The sequence below is a fragment of the Actinosynnema sp. genome, assembly GCF_052038725.1.
This window is the reverse complement of sequence record NZ_JBQGCX010001329.1, coordinates 1-15,931: the sequence shown is the minus strand read 5'-3', so window position 1 is coordinate 15,931 and position 15,931 is coordinate 1. Positions and strand designations below refer to the sequence as shown.

At 73.4% G+C, this 15,931-nt stretch carries 18 protein-coding genes, 1 tRNA gene and 1 pseudogene; 10 read left to right on the top strand and 10 right to left on the bottom strand.

All coding sequences use genetic code 11. From position 1 onward, the window contains the following. The 5 genes and pseudogenes from ACTUAL_RS28055 to ACTUAL_RS28035 all read left to right on the top strand — a co-directional run. A pseudogene (locus tag ACTUAL_RS28055) lies at positions 1-896 on the top strand (hypothetical protein); the annotation flags it as partial. After that, entirely contained in the window at positions 893-1,420 is a 528-nt protein-coding gene (locus ACTUAL_RS28050; RefSeq protein ID WP_440902343.1) for a hypothetical protein, read from the top strand. The pseudogene ACTUAL_RS28055 and the gene ACTUAL_RS28050, both read left to right, overlap by 4 nt. Positions 1,421-1,467: 47 nt before the next feature. Continuing rightward, positions 1,468-2,349, top strand: a complete 882-nt coding sequence (locus ACTUAL_RS28045) for an RHS repeat-associated core domain-containing protein (RefSeq protein WP_440902342.1) — start codon at positions 1,468-1,470, stop codon at positions 2,347-2,349. Between the two features lie 89 nt (positions 2,350-2,438). Further along, positions 2,439-2,582 (top strand): hypothetical protein, encoded by a 144-nt coding sequence (locus ACTUAL_RS28040; RefSeq protein ID WP_440902341.1) that lies wholly within the window; start codon positions 2,439-2,441, stop codon positions 2,580-2,582. 238 nt (positions 2,583-2,820) lie between these two features. Beyond that, positions 2,821-3,141, top strand: a complete 321-nt coding sequence (locus ACTUAL_RS28035; RefSeq protein ID WP_440902340.1) for a hypothetical protein — start codon at positions 2,821-2,823, stop codon at positions 3,139-3,141. A gap of 179 nt (positions 3,142-3,320) precedes the next feature. Here the strand turns inward: ACTUAL_RS28035 and ACTUAL_RS28030 are convergent, their stop codons facing one another. Beyond that, a complete protein-coding gene (locus ACTUAL_RS28030) occupies positions 3,321-3,794 on the bottom strand; it encodes an NUDIX hydrolase (protein ID WP_440902339.1) in 474 nt (157 codons plus the stop codon). A 126-nt stretch (positions 3,795-3,920) separates the two neighbouring features. Then, a tRNA-Arg gene (locus tag ACTUAL_RS28025) sits at positions 3,921-3,993 on the bottom strand. A gap of 176 nt (positions 3,994-4,169) precedes the next feature. On the opposite strand from ACTUAL_RS28025, the gene ACTUAL_RS28020 reads away from it, so the two are divergent. Then, positions 4,170-5,153 carry a hypothetical protein gene (locus ACTUAL_RS28020; RefSeq protein WP_440902338.1) on the top strand — a complete coding sequence of 328 codons (984 nt, stop codon included), beginning with the start codon at positions 4,170-4,172 and terminating at the stop codon, positions 5,151-5,153. A gap of 197 nt (positions 5,154-5,350) precedes the next feature. Here the strand turns inward: ACTUAL_RS28020 and ACTUAL_RS28015 are convergent, their stop codons facing one another. After that, complete coding sequence (locus tag ACTUAL_RS28015) at positions 5,351-8,254, bottom strand: penicillin acylase family protein (RefSeq protein ID WP_440902337.1); 2,904 nt, start codon at positions 8,252-8,254, stop codon at positions 5,351-5,353. A gap of 346 nt (positions 8,255-8,600) precedes the next feature. Here ACTUAL_RS28015 and ACTUAL_RS28010 point away from each other — a divergent pair, with 346 nt between their 5' ends. Then, positions 8,601-9,248, top strand: a complete 648-nt coding sequence (locus ACTUAL_RS28010) for a response regulator (protein ID WP_012783226.1) — start codon at positions 8,601-8,603, stop codon at positions 9,246-9,248. Here the strand turns inward: ACTUAL_RS28010 and ACTUAL_RS28005 are convergent. The 7 genes from ACTUAL_RS28005 to ACTUAL_RS27975 all read right to left on the bottom strand — a co-directional run bounded on the left by ACTUAL_RS28005 (position 9,224) and on the right by ACTUAL_RS27975 (position 13,570). Beyond that, a complete protein-coding gene (locus ACTUAL_RS28005) occupies positions 9,224-11,071 on the bottom strand; it encodes a diguanylate cyclase (RefSeq protein WP_440902336.1) in 1,848 nt (615 codons plus the stop codon). The two genes, ACTUAL_RS28010 and ACTUAL_RS28005, sit on opposite strands and share 25 nt — an antisense overlap. A 76-nt stretch (positions 11,072-11,147) precedes the next feature. Further along, the gene (bluB, locus tag ACTUAL_RS28000; RefSeq protein WP_096491400.1) at positions 11,148-11,780 is read right to left on the bottom strand and encodes a 5,6-dimethylbenzimidazole synthase; all 633 of its coding nucleotides are present in this window, start codon (positions 11,778-11,780) and stop codon (positions 11,148-11,150) included. Between the two features lie 96 nt (positions 11,781-11,876). Further along, a complete protein-coding gene (rpsR, locus tag ACTUAL_RS27995) occupies positions 11,877-12,110 on the bottom strand; it encodes a 30S ribosomal protein S18 (protein WP_096491401.1) in 234 nt (77 codons plus the stop codon). Between the two features lie 11 nt (positions 12,111-12,121). Further along, entirely contained in the window at positions 12,122-12,418 is a 297-nt protein-coding gene (gene rpsN / locus ACTUAL_RS27990; RefSeq protein WP_012783230.1) for a 30S ribosomal protein S14, read from the bottom strand. 1 nt (position 12,419) lies between these two features. Beyond that, the gene (gene rpmG, locus ACTUAL_RS27985) at positions 12,420-12,587 is read right to left on the bottom strand and encodes a 50S ribosomal protein L33 (protein ID WP_012783231.1); all 168 of its coding nucleotides are present in this window, start codon (positions 12,585-12,587) and stop codon (positions 12,420-12,422) included. After that, a complete protein-coding gene (gene rpmB, locus ACTUAL_RS27980; RefSeq protein ID WP_096491402.1) occupies positions 12,587-12,826 on the bottom strand; it encodes a 50S ribosomal protein L28 in 240 nt (79 codons plus the stop codon). The genes rpmG and rpmB overlap by 1 nt, the downstream gene beginning before the upstream one ends. 99 nt (positions 12,827-12,925) lie before the next feature. Next, the gene (locus ACTUAL_RS27975; protein ID WP_440902335.1) at positions 12,926-13,570 is read right to left on the bottom strand and encodes a histidine phosphatase family protein; all 645 of its coding nucleotides are present in this window, start codon (positions 13,568-13,570) and stop codon (positions 12,926-12,928) included. Between the two features lie 55 nt (positions 13,571-13,625). Between ACTUAL_RS27975 and ACTUAL_RS27970 the strand changes: the two genes are divergently transcribed. From ACTUAL_RS27970 to ACTUAL_RS27960, 3 genes are all read left to right on the top strand, one after another. Next, positions 13,626-13,976 (top strand): EthD family reductase, encoded by a 351-nt coding sequence (locus ACTUAL_RS27970; protein ID WP_096491404.1) that lies wholly within the window; start codon positions 13,626-13,628, stop codon positions 13,974-13,976. Further along, entirely contained in the window at positions 13,973-14,803 is an 831-nt protein-coding gene (locus tag ACTUAL_RS27965; RefSeq protein WP_096491405.1) for a 3-hydroxyacyl-CoA dehydrogenase family protein, read from the top strand. The genes ACTUAL_RS27970 and ACTUAL_RS27965 overlap by 4 nt, the downstream gene beginning before the upstream one ends. A 68-nt stretch (positions 14,804-14,871) precedes the next feature. Further along, positions 14,872-15,931, top strand: a 1,060-nt coding sequence (locus tag ACTUAL_RS27960; protein ID WP_440902334.1) for a GNAT family N-acetyltransferase, incomplete at its 3' end; no start/stop codon positions are given.

The window sequence follows — 15,931 nt, the reverse complement described above, 5'->3', positions numbered from 1 at the left end:
TCACCCGCCGCTTCACCGCGGGCGCGGACGGGCTGTTCCCCCTCGGCTCCATCACCGACCTGAACGGCAACCACGTCACCGTCGACCACGACGTCGACGGCGTCCCGACCGACGTCCGCCACTCCGGCGGCTACCAGGTGTCGGTGCGCTCGACCGGCGGCCTGGTGACCGCGCTCGCGCGGCCCGACGGCCGGGAGTCGACCGCGACCTGCGACGCGGGCCGGAGGCCGCTCGTGGTGACCGACGTGGACGGCGCGGTGTGGCGGCGCGAGTACGACACCAGGGGCAACCTCCTCGCGGTCACCGACCCCTCGGGCGCGCGCACCCGGTTCGACCGGGACGAGCGCGGCAACGCCGTGGCGATCACCGGCCCGCTCGGCGAGGTCCGCCGGATCGCCTACGACCGCGCGGGCCTGCCCGTCGCGATCACCGACGCCGAGGGCGGTCGCACCCGCTACCGGCGCGACCGGTTCGGCCGCGTCCGCGAGGTGACCGACCCGCTCGGCTCGACCACCACCCTCGGGTGGACGATCGAGGGCAGGCTCACCTCCCGCACCCTCCCCGACGGCTCGGTGGAGCGGTGGCGGTACGACGGCGAGGGCAACCCGGTCGAGCACGTCGACGCGGCGGGCGCGGTCTCCCGCACCGGCTACACCGGTTTCGACCAGCCCGCCTGGCACGTCGGTCCGGACGGCGCGCGGCTGGAGTTCGGCTACGACCCCAACCTGCGCCTGACCTCCGTCGTCAACGCCCAGGGGCGGGGGAGCGGATCGCCTACGAGCGCGACGAGCTGGGCAGGCTGCGCGCCAAGCGCACGCCCCAAGGCGATACCACCTACGAGCACGACCCGGCGGGGCGGCTGGTCAGGGCGGTCAACGGCGACGCGGACGTGGTGATCGAGCGCGACCCGCTCGGCCGGATCGTCGCCGAGACCGTCAACGGGCGCACCCTGCGCTCGGAGCACGACGCCTCGGGCAACCGCGTCCGCAGGGTGACCCCGACCGGTGCGGTCAGCGAGTGGGAGCACGACGGGACGGGCAGGCCCACGGCACTGCTGGCGGGCGGCAGGCGGACCGCGTTCGGGTACGACGCCGCCGGGCGGGAGGTCCAGCGCGTGATCGGCGACTCGACCCGCCTCAGCCAGGTCTGGGACGCCGGCCACCGGTTGCTCGCCCAGAGCCTCACCGCGCGCGGCGCGCACGTGCAGCGCAGGGACTACCGGTACCGCGTCGACGGCAACCTGCTCGCGGTCGACGACCTCCTGGCCGGGCCGCGCCGGTACGAGCTGGACCAGGCGGGGCGGGTGACCTCGGTGCGCGGCAGCGGCTGGAGCGAGAGCTACGCGTACGACCGGGCGAGCTGGCCCTGGCGACCTGGCCGGGCGACGCCTCGGGCGCGCGGTCGTACGCGGGCACGCTGATCCGGCGAGCGGGTGACGTCCACTTCGAGCACGACGCGCAGGGCCGGGTGGTCACCCGCGCGCGCCGCACGCTGTCCGGGCGGGAGCGGGCGTGGCGGTACGGCTGGGACGCCGAGGACCACCTGGTGTCCGCGGTGACCCCGGACGGCGCCCGGTGGGCGTACCGCTACGACGGGCTCGGCAGGCGGGTCGCGAAGGAGCGGCTCGACGCGGGTGGTGCGGTCGTCGACCGGGTCGACTTCGTCTGGGACGGCCTGGTCCTGGTCGAGCAGATCACCGGCGGGACCGCGCTGACCTGGGACTACGAGCCCGGTTCGCACCGCCCCCTCACCCAGGTCGAGCGGGTGCTGGCCGCGCCGCAGGAGTGGGTGGACGCCCGGTTCCACGCGGTGGTGTCGGACGTGGTGGGGATGCCCACCGAGCTGGTCGACGACGGCGGCGCGCTGGTGTGGCGGTCGCAGCGGACCCTGTGGGGCGCCGCCCTGGCGGAGTTCGCGGGCGGCCCGGACTGCCCGCTGCGGTTCGCGGGCCAGTACCACGACCGGGAAACGGGGCTGTTCTACAACGTCCACCGCTACTACGACCCGGAGACCGCGCGCTACAGCTCCCCGGACCCGCTGGGCCCGCTCGCGGGCCCGAACCCGCACGCCTGCGTCGTGAACCCGCTGAGGCTGACCGACCCGCTGGGGCTCAGCGGCTGCGACCGGGCGCTGGAGATCCTCACCAACCCGGACGGCGTCTACCACTCCACCGGCACCGGCGGACGGCTGATCTTCCGCCAGGGCGACGACGTCCTGATCACCGAGGGGCCGGGCAGCAAGGCGGGCCAGCTGGTGACCAGCTACGGCCCGTCCGGCCCGAGGGGGGGACAGCAGCGCGGCCGTCTTCGGCGGCGCGCCGTCGGACCCTGGGCTGCCCGTCACGCATGACATGATCGTGGAGGGCCGGGTGCCCGTGCCGGGTGGCGGCACGCTGCCCCCGGCGGTCCAGGTGCTGCCGCGCTAGCAGGAGGTGCCAGGTGGGCGTCGAAGTCGTGGAGGGCGGCGGTCTGCCACACGTGCCGAGGCTGGCGCTGGGCAACCGCTCGGTGCTGGTCGGCCCGTACGGCAGCGCCGCGGAGCACGAGCGTCACGTGCTCGACACGGCGGGCGCCGGGAACTGACCGGACACGGAGGACGACGAGTACCGCTTCGACCGGGGCACGGGTGCGCTGGTCAGCGCTTTCACCCACATCCCCGACACCCCCTGGCCCCCCGGCCTGGCACACCCTCCCCGAGCGCGGGGCGTCCCTCCGCTGCCCCGCTCCCGCACCGCGTTCCCCCGCGTCCGGGTACTGGCTGGCGCCGGACGCGTCGGTCCTGGTGTGCGCCTACACCCCCCGCGCGGGCGAACCCCGCCGCGTGGACGTGGCGCCGGGCTTCGCGCTGCTCGTCGGTGACGGCGGTCTGCACGGCTGGCTGCTCGACCACCCGGACCGCCACGTGGTCACGGCCTGGGAGCCCGCGACCCCCGACGTGCCGGACGAGGACTTCCGAGTCGCGTTCACGGCCTACTTCAGCTTCACCACACCCGAGTCGGTCGAGGCTCTGGAGGACGGCGACCCGAGCGTCCTGTCCCGGTTGGCAGAACTGCGCGACACGATCCCGCTGTCCGAGGGCGCCCACCCCCGCAGAGCGGCTCTCCACCAAGCGGTCGAGGGCTTGCTGGACTTCTACGGCTGACCCCGGTCATGACAACGCGCGAAGAACTGCACGCCCTCCTGACGAACCCCGCGCTTTCGCACCCCGAGGGGGTGCGGCACGTCCGGGCGCTGGCCGACGTCGAGGACCGCATCACCGAGATGTTGTCGAAGTGTGCCGCTGCCGCACGTGCCGGGGCGGCTGATGAACGTGAGCTCTGCTCAGGTGGCGAAGTAGGGCCCGGTCCGCGTGCTGAACCCGTGCTCGATGCGGAGGCGGATGGACGGGTGGATGGTGAGGTCGGCCAGGTCGTCGCGCGTGACCCAGTGGACTTCGCTGGACTCGTCGCTGGTGCGCAGCTCGCCGCCGAGCAGCCGGGCGCGGAAGCAGATCGAGAACTCCTGGCGGACTTCGCCGTCGGTGTAGGCGATGACGTGGGCGGGGTCGGAGTAGACGCCGATGACGCCGGTGGGCTCGACGTCGAGGCCGGTCTCTTCCTCGACCTCGCGCACGACGGTGCGGCCGATGGTCTCGCCGACGTCCTGGGCGCCGCCGGGGATGGAGTACAGCCCGTTGTCCGTGCGCCTGATCATCAGGAGTCGACCCTGCTCGTCCTGGACGAAGGCCGTCACCGCGACGACGATGCTGGTCGCCTCGGGAGCGTCCGGGTCGTTGTAGTGATCGGTGCGCGCCACACCTCACTGCCTACCACCCAGAGGACGTCCTGTGGCCGACAGCGGCAGTCCAAGCCCCCCGGAAATAGATCAAGCCCCGACCGCGCAAGCGCTGGTCAGAGCTTGATTCACCCGGCGAAAGGTGAGTGCCCCCGGCAGGATTCGAACCTGCGACACACGGTTTAGGAAACCGATGCTCTATCCCCTGAGCTACGAGGGCGCGTCCCACAGCCTACCGGGCCCCCGTCACCCGTGCGGAGCCAGGGGGTGCACATCGCGTGAGATCCCCCCTCCTCCGGTCTCCGCTGTTGGGGGGAACCCGGCCTCTCCTCCTTCTGCCCGCCCGGTTCGTGGGGTACAGAAGTTGCATCCCCATCCCGATGCGAAGGTTCACCCATGAGCGGTAGACCCTGGCCCGACTTCCGGCCCGGACCCCTCGGGGCCGTTGGTTCCTGGTGGCGGCGGCGGCAGATGCGGCGGGCGGAGCAGTTCACGTTCGTGCCGCCTCCGACCACGCACGAGCTGGTGTTCGAGACACCGCTGCCCTCCGCCGTGTACGGGCTCGACTTCCACGCCAAGTTCACCATCCACTGGCGCGTCGACCTCACCTCCGGGCTGCGGCACCACTCGCCGCGCAGCGCCGCCGTCAACGACGTGGTCCAGCGCGCCCGCGCGGTCACCGAGGGCTCGATGCTGGTGCACCACGCGCCGCTCAAGCACCAGCTCGGCGACGAGCTCGCCGACGAGCGCCAGGTCGAGGGCACGCACGTGTGGGCCCGCGCCGAGCAGGTCGAGCTGCGGGTGGACGACGCCGACCTGGAGATGGCCCGCAAGCACATCGAGCTCCTGCGCGCCACGACCATCCGCCAGGCCGAGCGCGACGCCGAGCGGGACGAGATCCGGTACCTGCGGGACGAGGTGCTCACCGACCTGTCCACCGCCACGATCTGGTGGCTGCACCGCAACGGCTACCAGGTCGAGCAGGCCGTCGCCCTCGCCCAGCAGCTCGACGACCTCGTCCGGATCGCCGCCCAGCGCCGCGACCGGCACTGGGCCGACACCCTCGTCAGCAGCTTCGAGAGCGCCATCCCGCGCCTGTCCCACGACCACCGCACCGACCTGCGCCAGCACCTCGCCCAGGCCCTCGGCGTCTACGGGGGCACCTCCGTCGCGGCCGAGTTCGCCGACCAGGTCGGGCTCCCCCAGAGCCAGAGCCAGAGCCAGGGGCAGAGCCAGGGCCAGGCGCCGCAACCGCAACCACCCACCATCCCCGCCCAGAAACCCCCGGAGCAGCTCACCACCGGCCCCGACGACCCCCGAGACCGGCTCGAACCCGGTGACGCCACCCCGCGCAACGGCGTCGCGAACCCGCACCGCTGACCCCGCCCCGCGCCGGACAGCGGAAGACCCCGGTCCCTGGGGGTGGACCGGGGTCTTCCTGTGGGCCGGCCTACGGTTCGTAGACCTCAAGTTCGTACAGCGAGTATCCGGAACCGGGCCCTGGTTGGGAACCCGTCATTTGTACGAACCCCCTCTGGCGGGGTCGCGTGAAATACCGGAAAACCCGCTCCCACCAGCTACTCCGCGCGCAGGGAAGGCCATTCCACGTCGTTCTGGAAGACTTCGACCGAATGCGCGCTGCCGAACACCGAAGCGGATCGCCGCGACGGGAACTGCACCACCTGCTGGTAGGTCGGCCGGTTCTGCCAGGTGATCTTGTCCTGGGTGATGCCGCCCATCGCCCGGTGCACGATGGAGTCCGCGCACCACTGGTCGCCCGCCGCGCAGCTGTCGTCACCGGGGTAGGTCGTCGTCGCGGGCACCGCGATCGCCTGCCGCAGGCTGTCCAGCAGCACCTGCCTGCACCGCGCCAGGTCGCCGCCGCCGCAGTACTTCGCGCCCAGCGGCCCGGCCACCTGGTCGCCCAGCACCGCCCGCAGGTCCTTCTGCGCGAAGCCCCACCAGCCGTACTGGAACGCCGACCCCTTGTGCTGCTGCACGCCGCGCGGGTCCGACGGCGCCTCGTCCACCTGCAGCGCCCCGACGAGCGCGCTGTTCAGCGCGTCGCCCAGCCCCGGCCGGAACTGCGCGTCCACCAGCAGCGGCCACCACGCGTCCAGCACCCGGATCGCGTCGGCGTGCGCGTAGGTCTTGCTGCCCTTGCTGGTCTCGGTGCGCAACGACCCGGAGGTCACCCACGCCCTGAGCTTCTGCACGGTCGGCGCCAGGTCCGCGTCGGCCACCGTCCCCAGCACGCGCAGCACCTCCGGCAGCACCCGCTCGGCCCGCAGGTCCGCGAGCCCGGCCTCGGCGACCGCCTTCGTCACCGCCGCCCGGTCCACCTTCGCGCCGTTCGCGATCAGCGCCCGCACCCGCTTGTCCAGCAGGTCGCCGCGGTGCACCGACGACATCCCGTACCCGCCGGAGGAGTGGTCCAGCGCCTGCTTGTTGTTCCAGCTGACGTAGAAGTCCTGGTTCACCGACTGCGGGTGCTGCGCGAACGTCGTGTACGACGCCGAGTTGTCGTCCGGGTTCCAGTTCTGCCACTCGTACGCCTGCTCGGCCTTCACCGGCAGGTCCGGGTCGACGTCGGCCTTGCGCACCGGGTTCAGCCCCGAGTTGAAGTAGGCGATGTCGTTCGCGTCCGCGTAGAACCAGTTGAACGCGTACCCGACCCGCTCGGCCGCCCGCTGGAACGCCTGCGCCGAGGTGATCGCGCCGGGGTCGTTGAACTCCTGGAACCCGATGATCGGGTCCACCTCGCGCAGGTACGTCGACCGCAGCGCCGTGTAGGCGACGAACTTGCCGCCCACCTTCGCCCGCGACTGCACCAGCCCGTACTTGGTGCGGTAGACCACGAGCGTGTAGGAACCGGCGGGCGTCGGGTCGGCGACCGTCGACTTCCACGCGTTCTTGCGCTCCAGCCGCTCCATCGGCACGCACTGCCCGCGCAGCAGGTAGTGCGCCGAGTTCGCCGTCGGCTGCCCGTTCGGCTCGCACAGCTCCACCGCGTAGGTGTCGGTGATGTCCTGGCCCGACGAGGTCGCGCTCCACGAGTAGTCCAGGCCGCGCCCGAGCTGCACGTACATGTTGACGCCCGCGAACGACACCCCGCGCGCCCGCAGGCCGGGGCCGTTGAGCTCCTGCAGCATCAGCAGCTGCGGCGCGAAGTAGCCGGTCTGCGGCCCCCACACGGCGATCGGGTTGCCGGTGGTGGTGTGCGCGCCGGAGATCGCGACCGCGTTCGACATGCCGCGCGGGCGGGAGAGCAGGTCCTTGGGCAGCACGCCGTCGGCGAAGATGCCCTCCAGCGCCTTGAGGTCGTCCGGCGTGTCCACAGTGGACTGCCGGGCGCCGGACGTGGTCTGGTCGTAGACGATCGGCTCCGGCGTGACCACCCCGCCGTCCGGCAGCGCGACGCCCTTCGGGTTCGCGGGCTCGGTCGCGTACGGGAAGCGCTGCCCGTCGTGCAGCGTCAGCGTCGCCTCCGGGTCGTTGCGCGCCCGGAACGAGCGCCACACCCGGTCGCCCGCCTCGGCGCCGTACTTGTTCTGCGCGGCCAGCCGCACCAGCGCGTTCTGCACCTCGCCGCCGCCGCCCGCGCCGAACAGCCCGCCGACGACGGCCGCGATCGCGACGAGGTCGGTGGCCTTGAACGGTTGGATGTCGTTCCAGTTCGTGATCGCGTCGGCGTGCCCGGTCAGCACGTACTCGCCGGGGAAGTTCCGGTTCGCGATCGCCTGGGTGATGTAGGCGTTGACGCCCTGCAGGTAGTCGGTGACGTCCTGGAACGCCTGCCGCCCGCGGTCGCCCTGCGCGGCGACCCGGTCGATCTGGGCCTGCAGGTCGGCCTCGGTGTACGCGATCTGCTTGACGAAGCTCTGCTCCAGCACCCGGTTGCCCTCGGCGCCGCCCGCGAACCCGGACAGCTGGCCGCGGCCGAGGTGCCGGAACAGGTCCATCAGCCACAGCCGGTCCTGCGCCGCCGCGTAGCCCGCGCCGAACTGCGTGCCGGAGCGGGTGGTGCCGGTGATGTGCGGCATCCCGATCAGCTTGTCGCGCACGATGGTCACGTCGGCGCGCGGGCTGATGGTGCTCTCGACCTGGTTCGCGGGGACGCCGAACGAGGCGTCGTTGAAGAAGTTGGTCAGCTGGGCGTTGGTCAGCCCCTTGTGGCCGCTCGCCAGCGCGTCGTACTTGCCGAGCTGGTCGGCGGAGTGCGCGGGCCGGGTGCCGAAGACCTTGTGCGCCAGGATGTCCGCGAGGGTGGCGTTGCCGCTCTGGCCGGGCGGGACGATGTCGTGGCACTGGCCGAGGCAGGGGTCGTCGGCCAGTGCGGTCGGGCCTGCCACCGGGGCGGCGGACGCTGGGGCCGTGATCGGCGGCGCGGTGACCGGGGCCGCCGAGGCGGTCGTCGCGGTCACGGTCGTCGTGGCGGTCAGCAGTGCCACCGCCAGTGCTAACCGGGCGTTCTTCGGCACGGGGATCGGGCTCCTCTCCAGGGGGTTGCCTGTGACGGAGGCTACGTTTGGCGAGGTGTTTGCGAAAGCCTTTCGTGTTTTATGGGTACGCGGTGAGCGGGGTCACGACCGCGCTTCCACGTGGCGTGGAACTGTGAAAACGGCCGATTCGGCGGGCCGTTTCCGCACCTCCCGACGGGCGGGGTCCGCGCTGCTCCCGGTTATTCCTGGTAACTGTGAACGAGGTCGGGCCGTACTTCGGCGCGCCGGGACCGTGGTGAGATAACGGCGTATTAACACCGGCTTGCGCATTGCCGCGCGGGTCCGGTTGACGCACAAGCACGAAACGCCAACTCGGGGAGGCGTCGTGATCAAGGTTGTGCTGGCCGACGACGAGGACCTCGTCCGGTCGGGCCTCCGGCTCATCCTCAGCAGCGCGGGTGACATCGACGTCGTCGCCGAGTGCGACGACGGGCACCTGGTGGCCGAACTGGCCCGCCAGCACCGGCCGCACGTGGTGCTCCTGGACATCCGGATGCGCACCTCGGACGGGCTGGTCGCGCTCAGGAGGCTGCGCGCCCTGCCGGACCCGCCGAAGGTCGCGATGCTGACGACCTTCGACGTGGACGAGTACGTCAGCGAGGCGCTCCGGCTGGGCGCCAGCGGGTTCCTGCTCAAGGACACCGAGCCCGAGCAGCTGGTCAAGGCCGTCCGCGACCTGGCGCGCGGCGGCGCGGTGCTCGACCCCGGCGTCGCGGCCCGCGTGCTGTCCGCCGTCGCGGACGGGGAGCGGGCCGCCGAGCCCGCGCGCAGGCTGCTGTCCTCGCTGTCCGAGCGGGAGCGCGAGGTCCTGGTGCTGATCGGGCAGGGGATGTCCAACGCCGAGATCGGCGGGACGCTGCACCTGTCCGAGGCGACGGTCAAGGGGTACGTGTCGTCGGTGCTGGGCAAGATCGGCGCGGTCAACCGGGTGCAGGCCGCGCTCGTGGCCTACCGGGGCGGGCTGATCGCCTGAGGCCGGTCGCCTGAGCGGTCGGGGGCCTGCGGGTCGGCCACGTCGGTGCCAGGTGTGTCGGTGTCAGGTGTGTCGGTGTCAGGCGCGCCAGCGTCCGGTGCGCAGGCGCCCGGTGCGCCGGTCTCGGGCGCGGTCGGCTCGGGCTCCGCCAGTTCGGGCTCCGCCAGTTCGAGCGCCGGAAGTGCTTCCGCCGCAACGACTTCCGCCTCCTCCGCGCGCGGCGCGTCCCGCACGGGCCGACCGCGTCCCGCGTCGTCCCGCCCGCGGCCGGAGCCGTCGACCTCGGCGCCACCGGCCGCCGCCGCGTCCTCGCGCGCCTCCCCGGAACCGCTCTCGGAACCGCCCCCGGAGCCACCCTCCGAGTCCGGCCCCTCGACCTCGACCCGGTTGCGCCCCAACCGCTTCGCCCGGTACAGCGCCATGTCCGCCGCCGCGAACAGCTGGTCCAGCTTCGCGGGCCCCGCCGCGACCCCGATCGACACCGTGGGCCGCCGGGTGATCCCGAGGACCACCTGCCAGTCGTGCCCGTCCACCGCCGCCCTGATCCGCTCGGCCACCACCGGACCGGCCTCCGGGCCGCCGCCGCCCGCCGAGTTCCCCAGCAGCACCACGAACTCGTCGCCCGCCCACCGCGCCACCAGGTCGTCCGACCTGGTCTCCCGGCGCAGCAGCTGGGCTATCTCGCGCAGCGTCGCGTCACCGGCCGCGTGCCCGGCGTCGTCGTTGACGTCCTTGAACCAGTCCACGTCCACCAGCACCAGCCACGGCACCCGCCCGCGCGCCGCCGTGCCCTCCAGCAGCGTCGCCGCGGCCCGCTCCAGGCCGAGCCGGTTCGCCAGCCCGGTCAGCGGGTCGCGCGCCGCGGCCTCCTGCGCCGCCAGCGCCAACCGCTGCGCCTGCACCGCCACCCTGCGCTGCTCCAGCGCCTGGCCGAGCCCCTCCTGCAGGGTCACCGTCGCGGTCGTGCCCGCCGCCACGCTGCACCGCAGCGCCGCCGCCTCGCCGACCGGGTCGCCCAGGCCCGCGCAGATGTCCGCCAGGTCCTGGGAGAACCGCAGCAGCAGCGACGGGTCGTTGATCGACTCGGCGGCGGTCACCGCCCTGCTGCCCAGGGTGCGCGCCCGCAGCAGGTCGCCGCGCTCGCGGTGCACCACCGCCAGCACCCAGTTGCCGACCGCCAGCGCCCACTTGTCGTCGGCCACCAGCGCCCGCCGCACCGTCTCGTCGGCGTGCAGCTCGGCCTGCCACAGCTCGCCAACCCCGGCCAGCGAGCGGCTGTAGGCGCCCAGCAGCGCCCGCGCCATGTGGTCGTCGGAGGCCAGCGGCAGGCCCTCGGCCAGGCACTGCCGCGCCTCCTCGAACGCGGCCGGCGCCACGTCCGGCGGCGACGAGATCGCCCGGAAGTTCAGCAGCCCGCCCAGGCCCTGCAGGCAGATGGCGAGCACCTCGGCCTCACCGGCGCGCCGCGCGATGCCCACCGCGACCCGCATCATGTCGACCGCCGCGCGGCGGTTGCCGATGCCCTCCAGCAGGTAGGCGAGGGCGTGCGTGGCCCGAGCGGCGTCCGGGTGGTCCGGGTCCTCGCCCTCCAGGTCGCTCCAGCCCTCGGCGGCCAGCTCCAGCGCCAGGGGGATGCGGCCGAGCCGCCACGCCAGCTTGGCCCGGTTGACCAGGGCGGCGGAGCGCGCCCAGCGGTCAGCCTCCGACGGGGGCCGGTTGACCACCTCGTCGAAGGTGGTGTTGGCCTCCGCCAGCCTGCCCGCGTTCAGCAGCGCCTTGATCCTGGCCTCGGGGTCGGAGACCTCGTCCGCTCGCTGGTCCACTCGTGCTCGCCACTCCATTCCGACTCGGCGCGCTGGGCACGCTGTCCCGCTCGCCCGCCGTCACGGCCCCAACAGGCTACCGGGAGGAGCGCTGCGTGTATCGCTCCTGGTGCAGTACCGCCTCCAGGGGCACTCGGTTGCGCCACCCGTGGCGTTCCAAGTCGGGTGCATCGGGCAGTTCGGTCACCGGTCCGAGGCACAACCACGCGACCGGGCGAACCCCTTCAGGTAGCCCGAGCAACCCGCTGAGCACCTCCTCGCGGTAGAAGCTCACCCATCCCAGGCCCAAGCCCTCCTCGGTGGCGGCCAGCCACAGGTTCTGGATGGCCAGGCACACCGAGTAGAGCCCGGCGTCGGCGATCGCGTGCCTGCCGAGCACGGCGGGGGAGCCGCGCTCCGGGTCGTAGGTCACGGCCACGCCGAGCGTGGACTCCATGATCCCCTCGACCTTGACGCGGGAGAAGACCTCGGCGCGCTCGCCGGTCAGCTCGGCGGCGAACACCTCGCGCTCGGCGGCGACGTGGTCGCGGAACGCCAGGCGGGTGCCCTCGTCCCGCACCAGCACGAAGTCCCACGGCTGGGTCAGCCCCACGCTCGGGGCGGCGTGCGCGGCGGACAGGACGCGGCGCAGCACGTCGTCGGGGATCGGGGCGCCGGTGAACTCGCCCCTGGTGTCCCTGCGGCGGTGCAGCACGTCGTAGAAGCTCATTCGGGTGATCGTGCCCGACACGGACCCGCCAGCGGGGCCGGCGTGGTGATCACCACCGGCGCGCGGGCGGTGCGGCGGACCGCACCGCCCGCGCGGTCACCTGCCCTTCGAGGGGTAGGGGAGCAGCGCCATCTCGCGGGCGTTCTTCACCGCGGTGGCCACCTGCCGCTGCTGCTGGGGCGTCAGCCCCGTCACCCGGCGGGAGCGGATCTTCCCCCGGTCCGACAGGAACTTCCGCAGCAGCGCGGCGTCCTTCCAGTCGACCAGCTCCACGCCCTCGCGGCGCAGCAGGTTGACCCGCTTCCTCGGGACGCGTTCGGGCTTGGGCATCGCGCTCCTCCTCACCAGCTCGACTTGCGCACACCCGGCAGCTCACCGCGGTGCGCCATCTCCCGCAGCCTCAGCCGCGACAGCCCGAACGCACGGGTGAAGGCGCGCGGCCTGCCGTCCACCGCGTCCCGGTTGCGCAGCCTGGTCGGGCTGGCGTCGCGGGGCAGCCGCCGCAGCGCCCGCTGCGCCTCGTCGCGCCGCTCGGGGTCGGTGCGGATCAGCTCCTTCAGCTCGGCCCGCCGCTCGGCGTGCCTGGCCACGACCTCGCGCCGCTTCAGGTCCTTGGCGATCTTCGACTTCTTGGCCACGTCAGCGCTCCTCGCGGAAGTCGACGTGCCTGCGCACGACCGGGTCGAACTTGCGCAGCACCAGGCGGTCCGGGTCGTTGCGGCGGTTCTTGCGGGTCACGTAGGTGTAGCCGGTGCCCGCCGTGGACCGCATCTTGATGATCGGCCGGATGTCGTTGCCCCTGGCCATCAGACCTTCTCCCCGCGCCTGCGCAGCTCGGCGACGACGGACTCGACGCCCCGACGGTCGACGGTCTTGACGCCCTTGGTGGACAGGGTGAGCACGACGTAGCGGTTCTCGGACGGCAGCCAGTACCGGCGGCGCTGGGTGTTGGGCAGCCAGCGGCGGCTCGTGCGGCGGTGGGAGTGCGAGACCTGCTTGCCGTAACCGGGTTTGCGCCCGGTCAGCTGGCAGTGGCGCGCGGACAAGGTGACCCCCTTGTGTAGGGAATGACAATCATTTTCACCTAGAGGGTAGCCGAGGGGGTCGAACCGCCGCGAGCGAGGTGGGCCTGCGCGTCCGGGGCCCTAGTCCTGGGTCTCGCCGTCCGGGGAATCGCGCCACTGGTCGAACGGCCGGTCCAGCCGCCACCGCTCGCCGTCGTGCTCCAGCACCCGGTCCTCGCAGGTCGCCGGGTTGGACAGCGACTCGAACAGCTCCACGCTCCACCCGAACAACCGCCTGCACAGCAGCCGGATGGTCAGCCCGTGCGACACCAGCAGCGAGGTCTCCGGGTGCCCGCCCGCGCGCACCCGCGCCTCCAGCCCGTCCAGGAAAGCGGCCACCCGGTCGTCCACGTCCGCGCCGGACTCGCCGTTGGGCAGCCGGAAGAAGAAGTGCCCGAACGCGTGCCGCTGGTGCTTGAGCACCTCCTGCTGCACCGGGTCCTGCAGGTTGCCCCAGTCCTGCTCGCGCAGCCGGGGCTCGGCGACCACCCGCTCGGCCAGCGGGCCCAGTTCCAGCAGCCGCAGCGTCTCGCGGGTGCGCGTGTACGGGCTCGCGTAGACCGCCGCGGGGACGCCCCCGAGCAGCGCTTTCACCCGTTCGCCCGCCTCCGCCGCCTGTCGCTGGCCCAACGGGGTGAGAGGCATGGTGTGATCGGGTACCCGGCAGTAGGCCAGTTCGTCGACGTTGCCCAGGCTCTGGCCGTGCCGCAGCAAGATGATCCGCACAGGACCCATCGTGCCGGTGTTACAGTCCGGCGGCGAGGGTGACGGAAGGTGTTACATGATCAAGTGCATCGCGCTGTACCGGCGGCCCGACCGGCCCGAGGAGTTCGACGAGGCCTACTTCGCCTCACACCTGCCCCTGGTCCTCAAGACCCCCGGCCTGCTGCGCGTCGAGGTCGCCAAGGCCGGGCAGCTGCTCGTCCCCGGCTTCCTCGGCGAGAACGAGCCGCACCTGATCGCCGAGATGTACTTCGAGTCCGAGGACTCCATGAACCGGGCCTTCGGCTCGCCGGAGTGGCAGGCGGGCGGCGCGAACCTCACCGAGATCGGGGCCGCCGAGCTGATCTCCCTGTTCACCGCCGAGGTGCTCCAGTCCGGGGCGGTCGTGGACGGGGTGGCCGAGCGGTGATCGCCGCGGTGATCGGCGGCGGCACCATGGGCGCGGGCATCGCGCACGTGCTGCTGGCGGGTGGCCACCGCGTGGTGCTGGTCGAGGCGGGCGCCGAGCGGGTCGCGGCGGCCGGGCAGCGGGTCGAGCGGTCGCTGGCCAAGGCGGACGAGCGCGGCAAGCTGCCCGCGCCGCCCGCCGAGCTGCTCGCCCGGTTGACCGTCGCGCGCGAGCTCGCCGACCTCGCCCCCGACGTGGAGCTCGTCGTCGAGGCCGTGCCCGAGGACGCCGCGCTCAAGCGCGCCGTGCTCGCCGCCGCCGCGACCGCGTGCCCGGACGCCGTGCTGGCGTCCAACACCTCGTCGCTGTCGATCACCGCGCTCGCCGAGGGGCTGCCCGGCGAGCGGGTCCTCGGACTGCACTTCTTCAACCCCGTCCCGGTCCAGCCGCTGGTCGAGCTGGTGCGGCACGACGGCGTCGACCCGGACGTGCTCGCGCGGGCGCGGGCCTGGGCCGAGTCGCTCGGCAAGACCGTGATCGAGGTCAGGGACAGCCCCGGCTTCGCCACCTCCCGGCTCGGCGTCGCCGTCGGGCTGGAGGCGATCCGGATGCTGGAGGAGGGCGTCGCCGACGCCGAGGGCATCGACACCGGGATGCGGCTCGGCTACAACTGGCCGGTCGGCCCGCTGCGGCTCACCGACCTGGTCGGGCTGGACGTGCGGCTCGCCATCGCCGAGCACCTGGAAGCCGAGCTGGGACCGCGCTTCGCCCCGCCCGCGCTGCTGCGCGCCAAGGTCGCGCGCGGCGAGCTGGGCCGCAAGAGCGGGCAGGGCTTCTTCGCCTGGTGACCCCCGCCGCCACCTGGTAGTCCTGGGAGCGCGCCGCGACCCGGCGCCGCTCGTGGAGGGGGTGCCAGGTGCTGATCAGGACCACCGAGCAGGCCGACGTCGAGGCCGCCGCGGGGCTGCGGGCCGTGGCGTTCGGCTCCGCGAGGCCCGCCGGCCCGGTGCTCCCGCCGGGGCAGGACGCGCTGGTCGCCGAGGTCGACGGCCGCCTCGTCGGCACCCTCGGCGTGTGGCGGCACCACCAGTTCTGGGGTGGCCGCACCGTGCCCGCAGGGGGGATCGGCGGGGTCGCGGTCGACCCGCACGCGCGCGGCCGGGGCGTGGCGACCGCGCTGCTCACCCGCGCCGTCGAGGACATGCGCGAGCGCGGGCAGGCCCTGTCGCTGCTCTACGCCACCGTGCCGGGGCTGTACCGCTCGTGCGGCTGGGAGCGCTCCGGCGTGCACGAGTGGATCAGCCTCACCCCCGGCCAGCTGCCCGAGGGCGGCAGGCCGCTCTCCCGCGCCGCCCGGCCGGAGGACGCGCCCGCCGTGCACGCCTGCTACACCGACCTCGCGTCCACCGTGGACGGGATGCTCGACCGCTCCGCGCCCGCGTTCGACCCGGTGCGGGCGCTGGACCACGCCGTGGTGTCCGTCGTGCCCGGCCACGACGGCGAGGTGCGCGGCTACCTGCGCGCCGACCGGGACGGCGACGGGCTGCGCGTGCTCGACCTCGTCGCCCGCGACCTCGACACCCAGCTCGGGCTGCTGGGCGAGCTGGCCAGCTGGGGCGGGCTGCTGCCCGCGTTCGACCTGCGCGTGCTCGACCCGGCCACCACCGGCCTGCTCACCGACCAGGCGATCAAGCACGCCGTCACCACCCGCGCCTGGCTGATGCGCGTGGTCGACCTGCCCGCCGCCGTGGCCGCGCGCGGCTGGCCCGCCGCGGCCGGGCTGCGCTCCGCCGCCGTGGACCTGGACATCACCGACCCGATCGCCCCCTGGCACGCCGGGCGGCGCCGGATCGTGGTGGAGGACGGGCAGGTCAGGGTCGAGCCCGGCGGCAGCGGCGAGGTGCGGCTGCGGGCGCGGGCGCTCGGGCCGTGGTTCAGCGGCTTCCAGAACACCCACGCCCTGCGCCGCGCCTTCC